At 51.8% G+C, this 17,745-nt stretch carries 19 protein-coding genes; 13 read left to right on the top strand and 6 right to left on the bottom strand.

Going from position 1 to position 17,745, the window contains the following annotated elements:
- Window positions 1-95: 95 nt before the first annotated feature.
- Window positions 96-1,064, bottom strand: coding sequence for a hypothetical protein (locus tag J3P34_RS01445; protein WP_210486115.1), 969 nt, complete (start codon window positions 1,062-1,064; stop codon window positions 96-98).
- A gap of 272 nt (window positions 1,065-1,336) precedes the next feature.
- Window positions 1,337-1,828 carry a hypothetical protein gene (locus J3P34_RS01440; RefSeq protein ID WP_210486114.1) on the bottom strand — a complete coding sequence of 164 codons (492 nt, stop codon included), beginning with the start codon at window positions 1,826-1,828 and terminating at the stop codon, window positions 1,337-1,339.
- Window positions 1,829-2,439: 611 nt separating this feature from the next.
- Between J3P34_RS01440 and J3P34_RS01435 the strand changes: the two genes are divergently transcribed.
- Both J3P34_RS01435 and J3P34_RS01430 read left to right on the top strand, forming a co-directional pair.
- Window positions 2,440-2,919: a transporter substrate-binding domain-containing protein gene (locus tag J3P34_RS01435; RefSeq protein ID WP_210486113.1), complete on the top strand. Its 480-nt coding sequence runs from the start codon at window positions 2,440-2,442 to the stop codon at window positions 2,917-2,919.
- A complete protein-coding gene (locus J3P34_RS01430; RefSeq protein WP_210486112.1) occupies window positions 2,916-3,884 on the top strand; it encodes a cation transporter in 969 nt (322 codons plus the stop codon). Before J3P34_RS01435 ends, J3P34_RS01430 begins: the two co-directional genes overlap by 4 nt.
- A gap of 87 nt (window positions 3,885-3,971) precedes the next feature.
- Here the strand turns inward: J3P34_RS01430 and J3P34_RS01425 are convergent, their stop codons facing one another.
- Window positions 3,972-4,268, bottom strand: a complete 297-nt coding sequence (locus J3P34_RS01425) for a hypothetical protein (protein ID WP_210465935.1) — start codon at window positions 4,266-4,268, stop codon at window positions 3,972-3,974.
- 230 nt (window positions 4,269-4,498) lie between these two features.
- Between J3P34_RS01425 and J3P34_RS01420 the strand changes: the two genes are divergently transcribed.
- The gene (locus tag J3P34_RS01420; protein WP_210486111.1) at window positions 4,499-5,257 is read left to right on the top strand and encodes a dienelactone hydrolase family protein; all 759 of its coding nucleotides are present in this window, start codon (window positions 4,499-4,501) and stop codon (window positions 5,255-5,257) included.
- A gap of 81 nt (window positions 5,258-5,338) precedes the next feature.
- The gene (locus J3P34_RS01415; protein WP_210486110.1) at window positions 5,339-5,938 is read left to right on the top strand and encodes a glutathione peroxidase; all 600 of its coding nucleotides are present in this window, start codon (window positions 5,339-5,341) and stop codon (window positions 5,936-5,938) included.
- A gap of 89 nt (window positions 5,939-6,027) precedes the next feature.
- Here the strand turns inward: J3P34_RS01415 and J3P34_RS01410 are convergent, their stop codons facing one another.
- Window positions 6,028-6,921, bottom strand: a complete 894-nt coding sequence (locus J3P34_RS01410; RefSeq protein WP_210486109.1) for a LysR family transcriptional regulator — start codon at window positions 6,919-6,921, stop codon at window positions 6,028-6,030.
- Window positions 6,922-7,014: 93 nt separating this feature from the next.
- On the opposite strand from J3P34_RS01410, the gene J3P34_RS01405 reads away from it, so the two are divergent.
- The 7 genes from J3P34_RS01405 to J3P34_RS01375 all read left to right on the top strand — a co-directional run bounded on the left by J3P34_RS01405 (window position 7,015) and on the right by J3P34_RS01375 (window position 13,363).
- Entirely contained in the window at window positions 7,015-7,266 is a 252-nt protein-coding gene (locus J3P34_RS01405; protein WP_210465931.1) for a CBU_0592 family membrane protein, read from the top strand.
- A gap of 166 nt (window positions 7,267-7,432) precedes the next feature.
- Window positions 7,433-7,912 carry a hypothetical protein gene (locus tag J3P34_RS01400; RefSeq protein WP_210486108.1) on the top strand — a complete coding sequence of 160 codons (480 nt, stop codon included), beginning with the start codon at window positions 7,433-7,435 and terminating at the stop codon, window positions 7,910-7,912.
- A 118-nt stretch (window positions 7,913-8,030) separates the two neighbouring features.
- Complete coding sequence (locus J3P34_RS01395; protein WP_210486107.1) at window positions 8,031-8,480, top strand: hypothetical protein; 450 nt, start codon at window positions 8,031-8,033, stop codon at window positions 8,478-8,480.
- Between the two features lie 115 nt (window positions 8,481-8,595).
- A complete protein-coding gene (locus J3P34_RS01390; RefSeq protein ID WP_210486106.1) occupies window positions 8,596-9,270 on the top strand; it encodes a Rossmann-fold NAD(P)-binding domain-containing protein in 675 nt (224 codons plus the stop codon).
- Window positions 9,271-9,488: 218 nt separating this feature from the next.
- Complete coding sequence (locus tag J3P34_RS01385) at window positions 9,489-12,029, top strand: PAS domain-containing sensor histidine kinase (RefSeq protein ID WP_210486105.1); 2,541 nt, start codon at window positions 9,489-9,491, stop codon at window positions 12,027-12,029.
- Between the two features lie 153 nt (window positions 12,030-12,182).
- Window positions 12,183-12,989, top strand: coding sequence for a Cof-type HAD-IIB family hydrolase (locus J3P34_RS01380; protein ID WP_210486104.1), 807 nt, complete (start codon window positions 12,183-12,185; stop codon window positions 12,987-12,989).
- A gap of 113 nt (window positions 12,990-13,102) precedes the next feature.
- A complete protein-coding gene (locus J3P34_RS01375; protein ID WP_210486103.1) occupies window positions 13,103-13,363 on the top strand; it encodes a hypothetical protein in 261 nt (86 codons plus the stop codon).
- Window positions 13,364-13,512: 149 nt separating this feature from the next.
- Here J3P34_RS01375 and J3P34_RS01370 read toward each other — a convergent pair whose 3' ends face one another.
- Window positions 13,513-13,923, bottom strand: coding sequence for a DoxX family protein (locus J3P34_RS01370; protein WP_210486102.1), 411 nt, complete (start codon window positions 13,921-13,923; stop codon window positions 13,513-13,515).
- A gap of 532 nt (window positions 13,924-14,455) precedes the next feature.
- Entirely contained in the window at window positions 14,456-15,109 is a 654-nt protein-coding gene (locus J3P34_RS01365) for a M48 family metalloprotease (protein WP_210486101.1), read from the bottom strand.
- 324 nt (window positions 15,110-15,433) lie between these two features.
- On the opposite strand from J3P34_RS01365, the gene J3P34_RS01360 reads away from it, so the two are divergent.
- Complete coding sequence (locus J3P34_RS01360) at window positions 15,434-15,970, top strand: gluconate 2-dehydrogenase subunit 3 family protein (protein ID WP_210486100.1); 537 nt, start codon at window positions 15,434-15,436, stop codon at window positions 15,968-15,970.
- Between the two features lie 2 nt (window positions 15,971-15,972).
- Window positions 15,973-17,688 carry a GMC oxidoreductase gene (locus J3P34_RS01355; protein ID WP_210486099.1) on the top strand — a complete coding sequence of 572 codons (1,716 nt, stop codon included), beginning with the start codon at window positions 15,973-15,975 and terminating at the stop codon, window positions 17,686-17,688.
- Window positions 17,689-17,745: the final 57 nt, after the last annotated feature.

The following is a 17,745-nucleotide window of genomic DNA, read 5'->3' as shown; positions in this document are numbered from 1 at the left end:
TGCAAAGCAAAATACGCTTTTGTCCTTAAACTTTTATGCCACCAGATGCAGAACTGTTTTAACCCTGTTTTTCTAGGAAAAGCCCCAAAGCGCGGCTACCTGGTTTCTTTCTTCTCTTCTTTGCGCTGCTCTTTGGCTTCTTTCTTTTCCTCTTTCTCGGCTTTCTTCTCGGCCTTTTTGGTTTCCTTTATTTTCTTGAGCTGCTGCACCACGTTGATCTTACCTGTCTTCACGGCATCCATGTGGATAGTGCCCACCACGTCGCTTTTGGGCTCCAGCACCATGTAGGTTTTCATGCTGTAGTTCCACATGTGGTCGCCCATAAGGGTCTTGAAGGTGGTCTTCAGCGGTTTTTTCACGTCAGACACGGCCTGGATTTGGATGGGGGTCACGCTTTGGGCCTTCACCAGGTAGTCTTTCACCGTGCCTCCCACGGAGCTCATCTTGTCTGGGAAGTTCAGTGTCATCTTCATTTCCCGGATGTAGAAATCAAACTCATTGGGGTTGTCCAGGCTCATGGTCATGACCATCTCCATCTCGTCCAGCCCGAAATCGGTGATCTTGAGGTTGGTGACCTCGGCGCCGGGCACCGCCGGAATCACCATGTCCAGAGATTCGTCTATGTCAAACTTGCGCCGGCCCAGCAGCGGGATATCGGTATAGGCCTGGATGTAAGCCCTTACCTGTTCGCCTTCCTTCACCTGGCGCCGCACCAGTTCGCGGGTTTTGTTGTGGTCCATGGTCATCGGGAATTTGATGGTTTGCTTTTTCTGGTTGGCATCGCGCTCAAAACTCTTCTGTCCCTGCGCCACGCTTTTGTTGTACAGTTTGAATTTATAGGAAATACTGTCCACGAAGCTGGATACCAGCGAAGGCTCCACATCCATGAGCACGTTCATGGTGGCGGTTTTCTCCCCAATTTTGGTATCGGTGATCCGGATGTTGTCAATCTTAGGTGCGAGAAAGGAAATGAGCTTTTTGGTAGGCGTAGTGGCGATGACAACCCCAGCGGCCACTACCAGGGCCAGAAGTATTAGGAAGGCGATGGTAAATCCTTTTTTCATATGACGCTAATTATCAGGGGCTATTATCCAGGATGTGGGCTTATTGGCTACGCTTCTATAGGGGGATAGTTGGTTATAACCTGATAATTAGGTGTTTATTCGGGCCGCAGAGGTTTTAACCGATGGCAAGGTTTTTCGGTCATGAAAATCTGAAATCTTACCCGAAAGAGAAAAGCCGATTAAGGGCTGATTTCTTTTAAACAACCCTTAAATGGCGCTGCAATTCTCTGGCCAGGAAGAGGCCCGGGCGCGTTCGGCAACTGAGAGGAGAATCACGAAACCATTTTCTGGAGCTGGTGGAGGCGGAGCCGCTCTGCGTGCTTTGCTTTGATAGTGGTGTTGTTCACCACGGCGGCACTGGAAACCAGCAACACCAGTTTTATGACTTCCAGCCCTATGTACAGGTAATGTAGGTTACTTCCCGGCGTTGTGTTTCCGGCAATAACGGCCAGCGTCCGTACGTCCAGGGCAGGCAGCAGCCAGAACGTCTGCAGCAAGAGAATACCGGTCAAAGAGCCAAGCAGAGTCCATTCTTTTCTGGTGCCATGGTTGAAAAGCAGGCCCAGCAGCGCCACGGTGCAGAGCGCGATCTCCACCTTGTTCAGCACGCCAAATACCAGCCGCCCAATGCCCAGGCCTAGTGCCAGGGTAATGCCAGGTGCGGTGAATTTTACAGGGGCTTCAATAAAGGAGATGCCAATGACCATCCCGGCCCAGAGGAGCAAGGCGGCAATCGTGACGAAGTTTAGGGTATGGGAGCGCATGGTGTTGAGTAATTCTGAGGCCTGAATTTAATTAAGTTCAACCACGGAAAGAACGGGTTTTCTCCCTGTTTTCAGAAATTCAGGATGGAAATACCGTTGCCTTTGTTTCAACCCTAGTGTACTTGTTTTTACGCAAAATAAGCCTGCAGGAAAGGCGAAAACTTTAAAGCAATTACCTGGAAAGAAGCTTAACCCACCTTAAGTTCTTTCCTGAAGCTGAGATTCAATTGCCACAACCGCTTAAAGTATCTGCTAAGCAGGCTGAGTCTGAGGAAGCGGTTTTCCAATCTTACAAATTCACGGGTTCGCAAATCTCTAAAAGAGATTTGTCACCTAAGCTAACGCTGCAAATTTATAGGAGGGAGGAATCAGGGAGAGAGCAGGGGGTTGAAGAACAGGGAGATACGCGGGGGTGGGGAATTAGGGCTTTCTGACCAGGATTCTCCGGAAAGGAATTTAGATGCTTCCTTTTGAAACCAACCTGGTTGGGCATTAACCAATCTGGCGTGGCGTGCGTAATAACAGCAATTCGAGTAAATTGTTTTAGTCCTATATAGCAATAGATTGAAAATATCGCCCAGCTTTCTCCCTTAACCCTAAATAACCTACGCATGCATAGCAATGGCTATTTTATCTTATACCTGTTTTGCGTTCTCCTGCTGGTTACCGGTTGCCAGGATTTTCCCAAAGACCCGGAGAAAACGCTGGAGCAGGTCAGCAACGGAACCCTCAAAGTGGGGTACTCAGAGAACCCGCCCTGGGTGGTGAAAGGCCCAGATGGCCCCACCGGCATTGAGCCAGATCTGGTGAAAGCCTTCGCCAAAAGCATCAACGCCCGGGTGCAGTGGCAGAACGATTCTGAGCAGAACCTGCTGGAGGATCTGGAGAAAAATGAACTGCATTTGGTGATTGCCGGGCTCACAGATGACTCGCCCTGGAAAAGCAAAATCTCTTTTACCCGGCCGTTTGTAGAGGTGGAGAAAAAGAAACACGTCATGGCGGTGATCATGGGAGAGAATGCCTTCACCGTGAAACTGGAAAGTTTTCTGAACCAGCAGAAATCCGTCATTCAAAACCGGGTACAGCCATGAAACAGGTCAGCAGATTTGAATACCCAGAGGAACTGCAGCCGGTTTTCAAGAAAGCCAAAAAGCTGGAATGGATCACGGTAGGCTACCTGATCACTACCTCCATTGTGGTATTCCTCACCATGGGCAACTCCCAGGCCATGAAAACCGCCTGGTTTGAGGATATCCTGAGCCTTACGCCCTCCATTTCGTTTCTGATCGCCTCGCGGGTGTTCCACAAGAAACCGAACAAGAACTTTCCGTACGGCTACCACCGGGTGGTGAGTATTGCGTATCTGTGCAGCGCGCTGGCTTTGTTCTCGGTGGGGGGCTTTCTCATCTATGATTCGGTGCACACCTTGCTCAAGCAGGAACACCCCACCATCGGGATCAAAGTCATTTTCGGGCACGAGATCTGGCTGGGCTATCTCATGATTGCAGCCATGCTCTACAGCACCATACCAGCCATGATCCTGGGCCGCATGAAGCTGCCCCTGGCCAAGCAACTCCACGAAAAGAACCTCTACACCGATGCCGACATGAACAAAGCCGACTGGATGACGGGGGCGGCGGCTATTCCGGGTATAATAGGTATTGGAATGGGCTGGTGGTGGGCCGATTCGGTGGCGGCGCTCCTCATCTCCTTAGACATCATCAAAGACGGCTACACTAACCTGAAGCAGGCTGTTTTCGATCTCATGGACCAAATACCCAAGACCGTGGACGACCAGGAAACCGATCCTTTGCTCAACCAGATAGAGCATAAAATCAAAGGCCAGCCCTGGATAAAGGAACACGCGTTCAGGATGCGCGAGGAAGGCCATATTTACTCCGGCGAGGCGTTTTTGGTGCCCCATGACCACAACGGGCAGCTTACCCAGCAGATAGAGAAATTGCTCCAGGAAGTAAGGGACCTGGACTGGCGCATCCAGGAATTCACGATCATGCCCGTTCGGAAATTGCCCCAAAACGGAGCGGAGGAGAACTGATCCACTTACACTGGATAGAAATTCGTCCATTAAAAAAAGCCTTCCTGGAGTTCAGGAAGGCTTTTTTGTGGCAAAGGTTTACTCAGGTTAGTCAATTTTCTCGTCTACCTTTTTTACGCCTTTTTTGGTGGTGTTCTTCACGGCTTTGCCGGCTTTCTTAGCGCCTTTGGCCGTAGCCTTCGCGCCGCTTACCGCCAGGTTCTTGGTGCCTTTGCCCACTGACTTTGCGCCGTGGCCTACCTGGTTAACCCCGGTTTTTGCCCGCTCTTTGTTAGTGGTTTTCACCTGGGTGGTATCTTGTACCGGGTGGTCAGAGGCTTGGGCGGTATTCAGTTGCAGGCCGGCAGCCAGAAACAAAGCCGCCAAAAATGTTACCTTTTTCATATCCTTTAGAGTTAAGTTCTACATCAATTGCAGCCTTATAAAACGGATTGAAAACCGGATGGTTGCTCCGTTTTAATTCTTACGGCTTGCCATCCTGCCTGCAGAAAGTCATTCTAAGGCCGTTTTTCATTATCAAACGGAATGCATGCAGCCCTTTAGACCGAGGCTCAGTTGTAACCTTTTCGTTTAGAAGGTGTTTTTGTTAAACTGGCGCTGAAACAGACCTTGTGGTGAAGGAACTATCAGGCAATCCTGGCGCCAGAAACAAAATCAACTACAGAATGACCAACCACGATTTTATCACCCTGCAAGTAGCCGATGGTACGCCCATGGAGGCTTACGTGGTGCTGCCCGAGGGAGCGGGCCCATTCCCGGCTATCATTGTTTTACAGGAGGCTTTCGGGGTGAATGGCCACATCAGAAGTATTGCGGATAGGCTTTGCGGGGAAGGGTACGCCGTCATCGCCCCTGATCTGTTTCACCGCACGGCCAAACGGGTGGAGATCAGCTACTCAGATTTCGCCTCTGCCATGCCGCACTACCAGGCCATCACCAAAGAAGGCTTGACCGCCGATTTACAGGCTTCATTTGACTGGCTCCAACAGCAACCATCCGTGCAGCCGGACAAGATTGGCAGCATTGGGTTCTGCCTGGGCGGGCGGGTGTCTTTCATTGCCAATACGGTGCTGCCGCTGGCGGCGGCGGTGTCTTACTACGGCGGCGGGCTGGACACGCTGGCTTCTGAGGCTAGTAAGTTGCACGGGCCGCACCTGTTTTTCTGGGGTGGCAAAGACGCCCACATTCCGCAGGAGAAGATTGACACCATCATCAACGCGGTGAAAGAAGCCGGCAAAGACTATATCAATACTGTGATCTCGTACGCAGATCATGGGTTCCACTGCGATGAACGCGCCAGTTACCACCCGCTGGCCGCCAAAGAAGCCTGGGCCACCACGCTCGCCTTTTTCGCCAATCGGCTGAAAGCCTGATATACCAGGAGAAACCACTGTGAAATGGATTGGCGATGTACGCAGGCGTAAACCTTCAACTTGTAACCTTACCTTTACCCCATGGAGTTAAGACAAAGAATCATGAAATGGCTGTACCCGTTGATTATGCGGCTGTCCAAGTCAACCAAAAACGGGAAGATACTGGAGAACAGGCAGCAGGTGCCCGCAGCCCAGCCTTTCTATGGGTTACAGGCCACGCTCAACAACGGCAGCCCGCTTGATTTCAGTCAGTTCAGAAACAAGAAGGTCTTGCTGGTGAACACGGCCTCCAACTGCGGGTACACTGGCCAGTACGAGGAACTGCAACAGCTGCATGAAGAGCAAAAAGACAATCTGGTGATCATCGGGTTCCCGGCCAATGATTTCAAGGAGCAGGAGAAAGACAATGATGCCGCCATCTCGCAGTTCTGCCAGGTGAACTTCGGGGTGACGTTTCCGCTGGCCAAGAAGAGCGTAGTGGTGAAAAACCCGGGGCAGAACCCGGTGTATGACTGGCTGTCACACGCCCAGAAAAACGGCTGGAACGAGCACCAACCCGACTGGAATTTCAGCAAATACCTAATAGACGAGCAAGGCAACCTCACGCATTACTTCGGGCCGGCGGTGTCACCGGTAGGCGAGGAGATCAAGGCCGCGCTCCGGCAAAAGCCAAAGAGCTAGATTGTAGCCTGGTTTATAGAAACGCCCCTGAAATGCTAAAATCCTGCGTTTTAGGGGCGTTTTTCATGAAAGTGCCCTTTTCAGGGGTCTCAGATCTGGTCGGTGTTGAATTTCCGGGCGGTTTCCTGCACTTGCTTCAGCACGTTGGTGAGCACGGGGCTGGTGTCTTCGCGGCGCCAGGTCACGTACAGGTTGGCTTTGTGCGGCAGGTGAATGAACCTTACATCGGGCGGCGCCCCGAAGGAATAAGAACTGGGCAAGATGGTGACGCCCAAACCACGGGCCACCAGGCTCAGAATCATGCCCCCGAAATCTGATTCAATGTACACATTGGGCGTGAAGCCGTACTCCTTGAAAATCTGCCGCAGGCCTTTGACATACAAGGTCTGGTGGTGCAAACCGGAGAGGATGAACTTCTCATCTTTTACCTCCTGCAGCCCCTTGAAATTGTCCTGCCGCAACCAGTGGCCCTGGGGCACCACCAAGGCGAAATGCTCTGAGTACAGGCTGATGGATTGCAGGGCGGGGTTCTCGGCGGGGTCTCTCCTGAAGGCCAGATCCATCTGGTAATTGAGCAGCAGCTGTTCAAAGCTGATGTCGGTGGGCTCTACCAGTTCCACCTTCAGCTCGGGCAAGGTCTGCGCAATGCTGGAGATGAACTCGGGCAGGAAACCGTACGCCACCGATCCCGGATACCCGATGGAGATGGAACCGTAGGCGCCCTCGTGGATCTTGCGGGCCTGCCGATGCATGCGGTTGATCTCCTCCAGCAGGGGCAACCACCGGTCCCGCAGGAAAACGCCGGCCTGGGTGAGCTTCACGTTCCGCTTGCTGCGCTCAAAAAGCTGCACGCCCAAATCCTCCTCCAGGGACTTGATCTGCCGGCTCAGCGCCGACTGCGTGATGAACATTTTCTCGGCGGTGTTCCAGAAATGGAGTTCCTGCGCCAGGGCCAGAAAATACTTTATTTGTTGCAGCTCCATGGCCCCTGATTTGGTTTATGCATTAGTCAACCCGATATTGGCATTTTTAGAACGGGGTGTCCGCCTTTCCTTTGCCTTAAAAACAAAGATAAGATGGTAACGCTCCCAAAATACATACAAGAAGCCATTGGTTGGACCGGGGCGCTTTTTTCCCTGTCGGCCTTTAGCCTCAATAGCCTCAACGTCATTGGCAGCCAGTCTGTGGAATATTTGTCCATGAACATGATTGGTTGCTTTTTCTTGATTATCTATGCGGTAAACAAGAACGCGCACGCCAGTTGGGTCTTGAACTCTATCTGGCTGCTCATGACGGCAGTGGCCCTGGTGAAGGCATATTTATCCTGATTTTGGGTAGGAGGCCAGAAAAGGAGATTCCTTTTTGCCTGCCTGAGAGGAGGGGACCCAGACCGCTTCTGTTTCCGCAGAAAGTGGTTTTAGATTTTTTTACGTAGATTAAGAGAATTTCTGACTCATTTTCATGGCCAGGGCATGAATCAGGAAATCAAAAAGGATGACTTACGAAGACTTAGTTGCAAGTGCCTGTAAATGGATTCTGACGGAGGGCAGCTGTGCCGCCGCTTTTAAAGAGTTTGCCGATGGAGAGGAAACCGGGCCGCGCCCGGATGTGATTGGGATTGGCTCTTTTGGCCGGAGTATTCTCCTGAAGGCCTACGTTTCAAGGGCAGATTTTGAAAAAGACGTGCAAAACAAAGCCTGGCAAACGCCCGGGCAAGAGATGGGCAGATACCGTTTCCTGTGCGTTCCCGCTAATGAGATACAGGAGACCGAGGTGCCCGCCAACTGGGGCCTCATCTACGTGAACGAAGCCAAACAGGCCACCTGCGTCCTGAATCCTTACAACCCCAACAACGGCGATTTCTGGCGCAACGGCTTTGAAGACCACCTGCTCTACGACCTCCTTACCCAGAATGACCAACTGTACGCCTCCTGCCGCCGGCTCCGCTATAAAGCGGTGATTCATTTTCAGTAGGTCTTCACTGCGCGTATTTGGGTTTATTTTTCAAAAATAGGCCAGATACTTTTAGGCTATTCCTTCGCTTGCCTGTGAGTAAAAGCGTTTTGCTAGGTAGTTGTAGTGCAATAGATTAATGGATGAAAATCAACTAAAGTTTGAAGTCATTTGGAAAGATGACGATATGATGGAATTGCGGATTTCAGCAAACAATGGCCGATACTCAGGTACGACAGAAGTCTACGAAGTTTCTGAAAGTTTGCTCGAGTTTGTAAAAGAACTTAATGGTTTTCCTTTTGGAAAAGATAGGCTGACTCATTCTTGCGGGGAAAAGGATAGTTACGCATATTTTGAAATGGATTTCTACAAAATTGGTCCATCAGGGATATGCGGAGTTCTAATCACTATGGAAGAGAATGTCTCGACAGAATACCGAAAAGAAGAAAAAGACAAACTCTCAATGGAATTAATTGTTGAGCCAAATGCCATTGACAATTTCTGTAAGGAGTTAAAATCGCTTGCCGAAAGAGAAGAAGGAATTGCTGAATTAAATGGTATAGTAAAATACTCCAACAATATAATCTGAATTACAACGAACTACAACCACGTGTAAACACCAACTGTGGCTGGCGGCCTCCCGCTGTTTACCAAAGAGGTTACTTAAATTTCAGTTTCACCCTCAAACCAATACTCCTACTGACATGAATTCAACCTCCGGCATCAACGTGATCATCACCGGGGTAACCGGAATGGTAGGCGAAGGCGTGCTTTTTGAGTGCCTGCAGGAACCAGAGGTAGCGCAGGTGTTGGTGGTGAACAGGCGACCTTGCGGTGTAGTCCATCCCAAGCTGAAAGAGATCATCCACCAAAATTTTTTTGACCTTTCGCCCATTGAAAACCAGTTGGCCGGCTACCATGCGTGTTTCTTCTGTTTGGGCGTATCATCTGTAGGCATGAAAGAAGCGGAGTACCGGCACCTTACCTATGACCTGACCCTGCATGCGGCGCAAACCCTGGCCCGGCAGAATCCCCAGATGGTTTTCTGCTACGTTTCAGGGGCGGGTACAGACAGCTCAGAAAAGGGTAGGTCTATGTGGGCCCGGGTCAAAGGAAAAACGGAGAACGACCTGCTAAAGCTGCCTTTCAAAAGCGTCTATAACTTCCGGCCTGCCTTTCTGGAGCCTACCCCGGGCATGAAAAACACCAGCAAATACTACAAATACATTGGCTGGCTGGCGCCGGCGGTAAGAGTCTTGGCACCCCATTACATTTCCACCCTCCGGGACCTGGGCCAAGCCATGATCCATGTGGCCACCAAAGGCTACCAAAAACAAATCCTGGAGGTGCCAGACATCAAGGCGCTGGCCAAAGCGTAAAAAGCCCGCTGACCGGCCGCATCTCCTCACAAGTTTTCGCCGGTTTCTTCGCCTGGGCTGGGGTAATACTATCCAAATCTTTTACCTATTTTTAAGCCGTAGGTGTCATAGGTTCCTTGACCACCCTGAAAGATAAAATATAGGGCCGCAAGTTGTCCATCTGGCTGCGAAACACGTATAGCGGACATCTTCACCCGTTACCCCCTGGCGTTTGATACATGAATAACCAAACCTCCTCTGTTGCAGAGGGCACAGCCAAAGAACAAAGTCTGCCTTTTCGCCAGATTTTTGAGTCCCAGCCTGGGTTGCTTTTGATTCTTTCGCCTGACCTGCGGGTGCAGGCCGCCACAGACGTTTACCTGCGCGAAACGCTCACGGTAAGGGAAGAGATTATAGACAAGCATGTATTTGACGTTTTCCCGGATAACCCGGAGGTAACAGAGGCCTCATCTACCCAGAGCCTGAAAGCCTCCTTTGCGCAGGTGTTTGCGACGGGCAAGGCCCACAAAATGGACGTTTTCCGGTACGATATCCCGGACCCTGAGCACGAGGGCAAATTCCTGGAGCGCTACTGGCACACGGTCAACTCGGCGGTGCTGGATGACCAGGGCAACATCACCTGCATTATTCACGAGACCTTCAATGTAACGGAAAGGGAGAAGGCCAGGCTGCAACTGAAGGAAAGCCAGGAAAGGGAACAGCACGCCCTGGCCCACGCAGAGCTTCAGCGCACCCGGTTAGAGCGTCTGTTTGAGCAGGCGCCTGCCGCGCTGGCCATGCTGGAAGGCCCCGATCTGGTTTTCAAAGTATTCAATGAAAGCTACCAGCAGCTGTTTCCGGGCCGCAAACTCATGAACCTGCCCCTGTTTGAGGCCCTACCCGAGCTGAAAGATCAACCCATTGAAGCCATTATCCGGCACGTGTATGACACCGGCGAGACCTTTGAAGGAAAGGAGGTGCTCATTCCGGTGGCGCGCTTCGCCGATAAGGAACCCGAAGACATTTACTGGGATTTCATTTACCAGGCGCTGTATGATGCCCAGGGAAAGGTAAACGGCGTGCTGATCTTCGCGCTGGACATGACAGAGGTGGTTCTCTCAAGGCGGCAACTGGAGAAGAACGCTGAGGCTTTGCAGGCACTGAACCAGGAACTGGAGGCCCGCGTTGAGCGGCGCACCAAAGCCCTGCAAATAGCCCAGTCAATAGCCGAAAAGCAGAAACAACGCCTGGAGCGCCTCTTCACCGATGCCCCGGCAGCCATCTGCATCCTGGAAGGGCCTGAGCTGGTGTTTGAACTGGTGAACCCCATCTATCAGCAACTGTTTCCCGGCCGCGAGCTTCTGGGCAAGCCCATTCTGGAGGCTTTGCCAGAGATTGAGCACAATGATGTGTACCGGACCCTCCGGGAAGTGTATGAAACCGGCAAAACCCACGAGGAAGAGGGAATGCACATACCGCTGGCCCGACCCGGCGACGGCGTTCTGGAGGACAGGTACTTTAAATACATTCAGCAGGCGCGCTACAATGAGCACGGCCTCATAGACGGCATTCTGGTCTTGGCCTTTGAGGTGACTGAGCAGATTGAAGCCCGCCGGGCAGTGGAGGCCGGTGCCCGGCAACTGCAGCTCATCACAGATTCATTGCCGGTGCTCATAGGGTACCTTGACAAGGACCAGGTCTACCGCTTTACAAACAAGGCCTATGAAACCTGGTTCCCTAATAAACCGGGGGGCTTTCTGGGGCGCAGTGTTTTAGAGGTGATTGGCGAAAAAGCCTACCAAAACGTGAAAGGCTACATTGATAGAGCCCTGGCCGGTGAGCGGCTGGACTTTGAGGCCGAGATGCCTTACCGCGATGGTTTCAAAAAACACATCCATACCAGCTACGTGCCCGATATCCGGGATGGGGTGGTGAAAGGTTTTTATTCCCTGGTCACCGACGTCACCGAACGGGTGGAAGCCCGCCGGGCACTGGAGAAAAGCGAGCAGGAGGCCAAAGCCATCGCCGAGGAACTAGCCACCGCCAACGAAGACCTGCAGGCCACAAACCAGCAGCTGCTCCACACCAACTCAGACCTGGACAACTTCATCTACACGGCTTCCCATGACCTGCGGGCACCTATCTCCAACATTGAGATGCTCATGGGCGAGCTGCTGCTGGAACTGCCGCCGGAAAGCCTGCAGCTGGAAGAGGTAGGCAACATTCTGGGCATGATGAAAGGGTCCATTGAACGCTTCAAGAAAACCATCAATAACCTCACCGAGATCACCAGGCTGCAGAAAGACCATATCACAGAGGCCAAAGTAGTGAATCTGGAGGACTTGGTGAAGGAAGTCATCCTGGACCTGGACCAGAATATCCAGAAAGCAGGGGCGCAGATCCAAACCTCGGTAATAAGCTGCACCCATGTTACTTTCTCAGAGAAGAACCTGCGCAGCATCATCTACAACCTGCTCTCCAACGCCATTAAATACCGCCACCCAGACCGCACCCCCCAGGTGATGGTAAGCTGCCATCTAACGGCTGAATACATGGTGCTTAAGGTGCAGGACAACGGCTTGGGCCTGGGATCTGCCCAGCAAAAACAGCTGTTCTCCATGTTCCGCCGTTTCCATGACCACGTGGAAGGCTCCGGTGTGGGGCTGTACATGGTAAAACGCATTGTGGACAATGCCGGCGGCAAGATTGAGGTGGAAAGCAACCTGGGCGAGGGCACTACCTTCAAAGTCTACCTCAAGAATCCGCTTTACAGGAAGTAGGTTTCCCTGCGGTAGCCTGTTTGGGGCTTATTTTTACAATAATGGGCCCTAGATACGTTTTCAGAGGAAAAAGCACAACTTTCAGGAAGGCTGAGCGGTAATGAGTACCTTGCGGCATACTGAAGGACCAGCGCCGCTGGATATTTTTTGCTTATGGATTTTTCAAACATTAAGCTGGTGGCCACCGACATGGATGGCACCCTGCTAGACCCCCATCATAACCTTAGCGAGGATTTTTACCCGGTTTACCAGGCCCTGAAAGAAAAGGGCATTCTGTTCGCCGCCGCCAGCGGTCGGCAGTACTACAACCTGGTGAACCTGTTTACCCCCATCAAAGACGAAATCATTTTCCTGGCCGAGAATGGCAGTTACGTAGTGTACCAGGGTCAGGAACTGCTGGTTCAAGCCATGGACCACGGCATCACCAAACAGCTCCTGCAGAAAGCCAGAACCATTCCCGGCGTGTACATCGTGCTCTGCGGAAAGAAATCTGCCTACGTGGAAAACACCAGCCCTGAGTTCATGGAACAGGTGAACCTGTACTATGACGCCGTAGAAGTGGTGGAAGACCTGCTGGCTGTGGAAGATGACCAGTTCCTGAAGATCGCGCTTTGTGACCTGGCCGGGGCTGAGGGCAACAGCAACACGTATTTCCAGGAGGAAAGAGCCCATCTGCAGGTTACCGTCTCCGGTAAGATCTGGCTGGACATCTGCGACAAACAGGCCAACAAAGGCCGCGGCATGGAGGTGATTCAGCAGAAGTACAACATCACGCCGGAGCAAACCATGGTCTTCGGGGATTACCTCAACGACCTGAAGATGATGGAGAAAGCCTATTTCAGCTACGCCATGGAGAACGCCCACCCAGAGATAAAGGAAGTATCAAGGTTCAGGGCCAAAAGCAACAGCCAGAACGGGGTGGTAGAGGTCCTGCAGCAACTGGTGGGCGCCACCGTGTAAACCAGGGTTTGTCTACAGGGAAAAAGAGGAGAGTGCTTAATGCTTCTTTTTTGCCTCGTTTTTGTGAAAACAGCCGTAAAACACCTTAGTGACTTACCTTAATTTTTAGTGTGATGGCAAATACCATGGATGAGCCCTTGATGCAAGCGGTTGAAGAGGCGGTTTCTAAACGGAAATTCCTGAAGATCCAGTACCGCACCGACCTGAACGAATACCTGTCTGTTACTTCCATGATCAAGAAAGTGGAGGAAAAGGACGGAGCCCAGTATCTGGAGCTGGTCAACGGGGAGGAAATCAGATTTGACAATCTGGTGAAAGTGGGCGACGTGGCCTCAGACGAGTACAACAGCCGTGATTTCACCTGTGACTGTTAAGCCCGTGATTTGAAATCCAGCATTGAGATTCTGCAGCTTTTCAACCCAATTCCAGTTCAGGGGCGTTTCCTGCAAAATGGCCTTAAAATAAAAAAGGAGGTGCCAGAACTGGTACCTCCTTTTTATTTCTCATCAGATTATTCCGCTGTTTAGCGGGTCAAGGGTGACCGGATGTACCCTCTTCTGCTGTTATCCACGCTCCATACCCCGGAGCCCGCCGCGGCAATGTACAGGAACACGAAACAGTACAGAACCGCTAGCTCGCCTTGGTTAACGATAGGCAAAGGGTTTTGGGCCGCGTGGGCCATGAAATAGGCCACCGCCATGAGACCGGCGGCAATGAAAGCGGCCCAGCTGGTGAGTAAACCCATCGCAATCAAAATGCCCGCCACCAGTTCAATAATACCGGCCACGCCCATCATAGAGGCAATATCCGCGGCGGGTTTGTCGCCCGGAAAACCGAATAGCTTTTGCGTTCCGTGCATCGCAAACATGAGCCCGGCCACAATGCGCAGGAGCGCATAGGCCTGAGGTGCGTATCTTCCTATTGTTCTGTCCATAGCTTGTTAACTCTTAATAAATGCGCTTTTATGTAAAATATTGATAAACAGCCCAGATACTTAGGTTTACGAGCTTCGCCTAACATAGTTTTGGAGGAATATAACGGCCTGTCCCTGACGGAATGTGGGTAGAAAGAGGCACCTTTTTTATTTTGTTTTAGGTCCAAGAGCTGTCACTGGCAACTTGTAATAATTTAGGTGTTATCCCCTGGAAAACCTCGGTTACAGATATGCTAGCAGGAGCTCAAGGATAGAAAAAGGTCAATCTGCCATGGGCTGAAAAAGGAAAATCCTGACGCTGACCATGCATAGCTTTTGAAGGCATTTTAGGCCAGCATCAGGATTTTGGAGAAACTAATTCAGCGCGCAGGGCTACTCAGGAATGGTGACTTCTTTGCTTTCCCGGATGTCTTCTGAGGAGCTGCCCACCATGATCTTGAACGTGCCCGGCTCCACGGTCCACTTCAAGCCCATTTTCTGGAAAACGGGCCTGATTCGATTTTAGGTGAGAGAAGCTGAATGACCAGAAAAATCACTCGGTTACTTTCTTTACAATGATGTGTCCCTCCAGGTGCGCGATATGCAGGCAGGGAACATAATCATGGCTGTGCTGTGGTTTACCGGCCGCATTATAATGGGAACAGGGAATTTGGTCCTGGCCATGGGCGCTGTGCGTGCAATCCACATTTTCGCGGACAAAAGAGGAGAGATAGTAAAAGTGCTGGTCCAGGGCGTTGATTCTGTCTTTGCGGGACAGGTGCTGCAGGTCTTCCTTTTCGGTGTTTTTGAGGTAGTGCAGCATGGCCAGCACAATGGATTTGTCTTGCTCATACAGCGTCTCAACAGCGTATAGGTCTGCCCCGGTTTCCATGTCCTGGTTCAGTTGCAGCATATTCAAATGGTCTTGGTGGCGCAGCTTCTTTTTGTTCACGTGGTTGCGGTAGATGTGCCCGTACTCATGGGCCTGGAAGTAAGCGGTCACAAATGGTCCCACTTCTATGGCCAACTCGGGGTTGTATTCAATCACATAAGATTTCAGGCTGTCACTGTAATTAGCCATGGCCAGGTCCTTGAGCTTAGGATTGGGAATCAGCGGTACGGGCGGCATCCAGTGCTGCGCGAAGGCACTCTCAAAGGATAAAAACGTCAGGAAAATTAGGCAGAGCAGGAAGCGGGGGAGTTTCATATATTCAATTTTTTATATAGTAATAAGCTTATCCTTGAACATAACCAAAAAGTAGTAGAACTCAAATATGCATCGGGTGACCCCACTGCCAAACTGCCCAAAATATAAGTGTGATTCCCCGCTGAAGTTTTGGGTGCATTTTCTGAAATTAAGGCTATAAACAAGGCAGGTGGCGCCACGGCACCAGCTATTTCAATACTTATTTAACAAAAATTGCTCAGAATTTAGCAAATCTTCTGGGTTAGCATTCTTTCAGTTATATTAATGGATTAAAAGAATTCTGATAGAGTAGACTCCTTAGGAGGTTAGTTAAAGTAAAGATTTATGAACAGGCGTACTGTTGTCAAAGGTTTGCTGCTGTTTACGGGAGGGCTGGTGCTGGCACCATCCTGCGTGATGGAGACCAGCAAAGCCTCTATCCGGTTGAGAAACCTGGATATCTCCGGCGAGGACGAGAAACTGATGGGCGAACTGGTGGAAACCATCCTGCCCACTACTGATACGCCCGGCGGCAAAACCCTGGGCCTGCACCGCTTTACCCTGAAGATGGTAGATGACCTGAGAGGCGACAAGGACCAGAAGGCCTTCATGGCCGGGCTGGACGGTTTTAAGAAACTGGCCAAAAAGCAGGTAGGGAGTTCTTTTGTGGAGGCCAGCCCCCAAAAGCGCCAGGACCTAGTCTCGGCCGTGAACGCCGGAAAAGCCCCCGAGGACGTAGTCGCCTTCTACAGAATGGTCAAAGACCACACCATTACCGGCTACCTCAACTCAGAACTGGTCATGACCAAACTGCGGGTCTATGAACTGGTGCCGGGCCGGTACAACGCATATTTCCCAGTAAAGACAAAACAGCAAAGCTAACCATGGCCAATCTGAATGTAGACAGTGTAAAGCAGCGCACCTTTGACGCCATCGTGATCGGGTCTGGGATGAGCGGCGGATGGGCGGCGAAGGAATTCACCGGCAAGGGCCTGAAAACGCTGGTGCTGGAGCGCGGCCGCGATGTGAAGCACATCAAGGATTACCCCACCACCAACATGATGCCCTATGAGTTTGAGCACCGGGGAGAGCTGACCGCTGAAATGAGGGAAAAGAACCCGGTGGTGAGCCGCTGCTACGCGTTCCGCGAAGACGCCATGCACTTCTTCGTGAAAGACACAGAGCAGCCATACGTGCAGGAAAAACCTTTTGACTGGATCAGGGGGCAGCAGGTGGGCGGCAAGTCACTGTTGTGGGCCCGGCAGACGCAGCGCTGGAGCGACCTCGATTTTGAAGGTCCCGGCCGTGATGGTTTTGCCGTGGATTGGCCCATCCGCTACAAAGACCTGGCGCCTTGGTACAGCTACGTGGAGAAATTCGCGGGTATCTCTGGCAATAACGATGGCCTGGCGGAACTGCCCGACGGCGAGTTTCTGCCTGCCTATCCGCTGAACAGCGTGGAAGACTACTTCAAAAAGCAACTCAAAAGCCATTACGGCAACCGCCACGTGATTAGTGCCCGCTGCGCGCATCTGTCCAAGCCCAACCAGATCCACCTGGACCAGGGCCGGGCGCAGTGCATGAACCGGGTAATATGCCAACGCGGCTGTCCGTTTGGGGGGTACTTCAGCAGCAATTCCTCCACCATTCCGTGGGCCGAGCGCACGGGGCTCATGACCCTGCTGCCGCATTCGGTGGTGCAGGAGGTGATCTATGACGATAAGGCTGGCAAAGCTACCGGCGTGCGTGTGATCAATGCCCAGACGAAGGAAACCACCGAGTATTACGCACCGGTGATTTTCGTGAATGCCTCGGCGTTCAGCACAAACCAGATACTGCTAAACTCCACCTCAGATCGGTTCCCCAACGGGCTGGGCAACGACAGCGGGTTGCTGGGCAAGTACGTGGCCTTCCATAACTACCGGGCCCGTATCACCGCCGAGTACGAAGGCTTCCAAGAGTACGCCACTGATGGCCGTAACCCAGCGGGCGGCGGCTACATCCCGCGCTTCCGGAACCTGCACAAACAGGAAACCGACTTTCTGCGCGGATACGCCGCCGGTTTCCGGGCCGACCGTGGGCAGGAATCAGATACGTCTGGTTTCGGGGTCGATTTGAAAAAACAGCTTCTAAACCCTTCCTGGGGCATCTGGAAAGTAGGCTCTCACATGATGGGCGAAACCATTCCCAAAGCCGAAAGCCAGTTGAGCCTGAGCAAAACCCAGAAAGACGCCTGGGGCATCCCGCTCCTGAACATCAACCTGGACTACGATGCCAACGACAACAAAATGGTAGCTGATTACCATGCCCAGATGGAGGAAATGTTCACCAAAGCCGGCTTCACCAACATCAAGAAAACCGATTCGCACCAGGCCCCGGGACTAGACATCCACGAGATGGGCGGCGTACGCATGGGCCACGACCCCAAGACCTCGTTGCTGAACAGATACAACCAACTTCATGCCTGTCCCAACGTCTACGTAACCGATGGCGCCTGCATGACTTCCACCTCTACCCAAAACCCATCGCTCACCTACATGGCCCTCACCGCCCGCGCCGTGGATCATGCCGTAAGTGAAATGAAAAAGCAGAATATCTAACCTGCTAAAGGAGGGCTAATGCTTAAACTGAATCGGGCCTGTTTTGAGAAAAACAGG

The sequence above is a fragment of the Rufibacter aurantiacus genome, from assembly GCF_017916345.1.
Taxonomy (GTDB): domain Bacteria; phylum Bacteroidota; class Bacteroidia; order Cytophagales; family Hymenobacteraceae; genus Nibribacter; species Nibribacter roseolus.
Note: the sequence above shows the minus strand (reverse complement) of the source record. Positions and strands in the feature narration are given on the sequence as shown.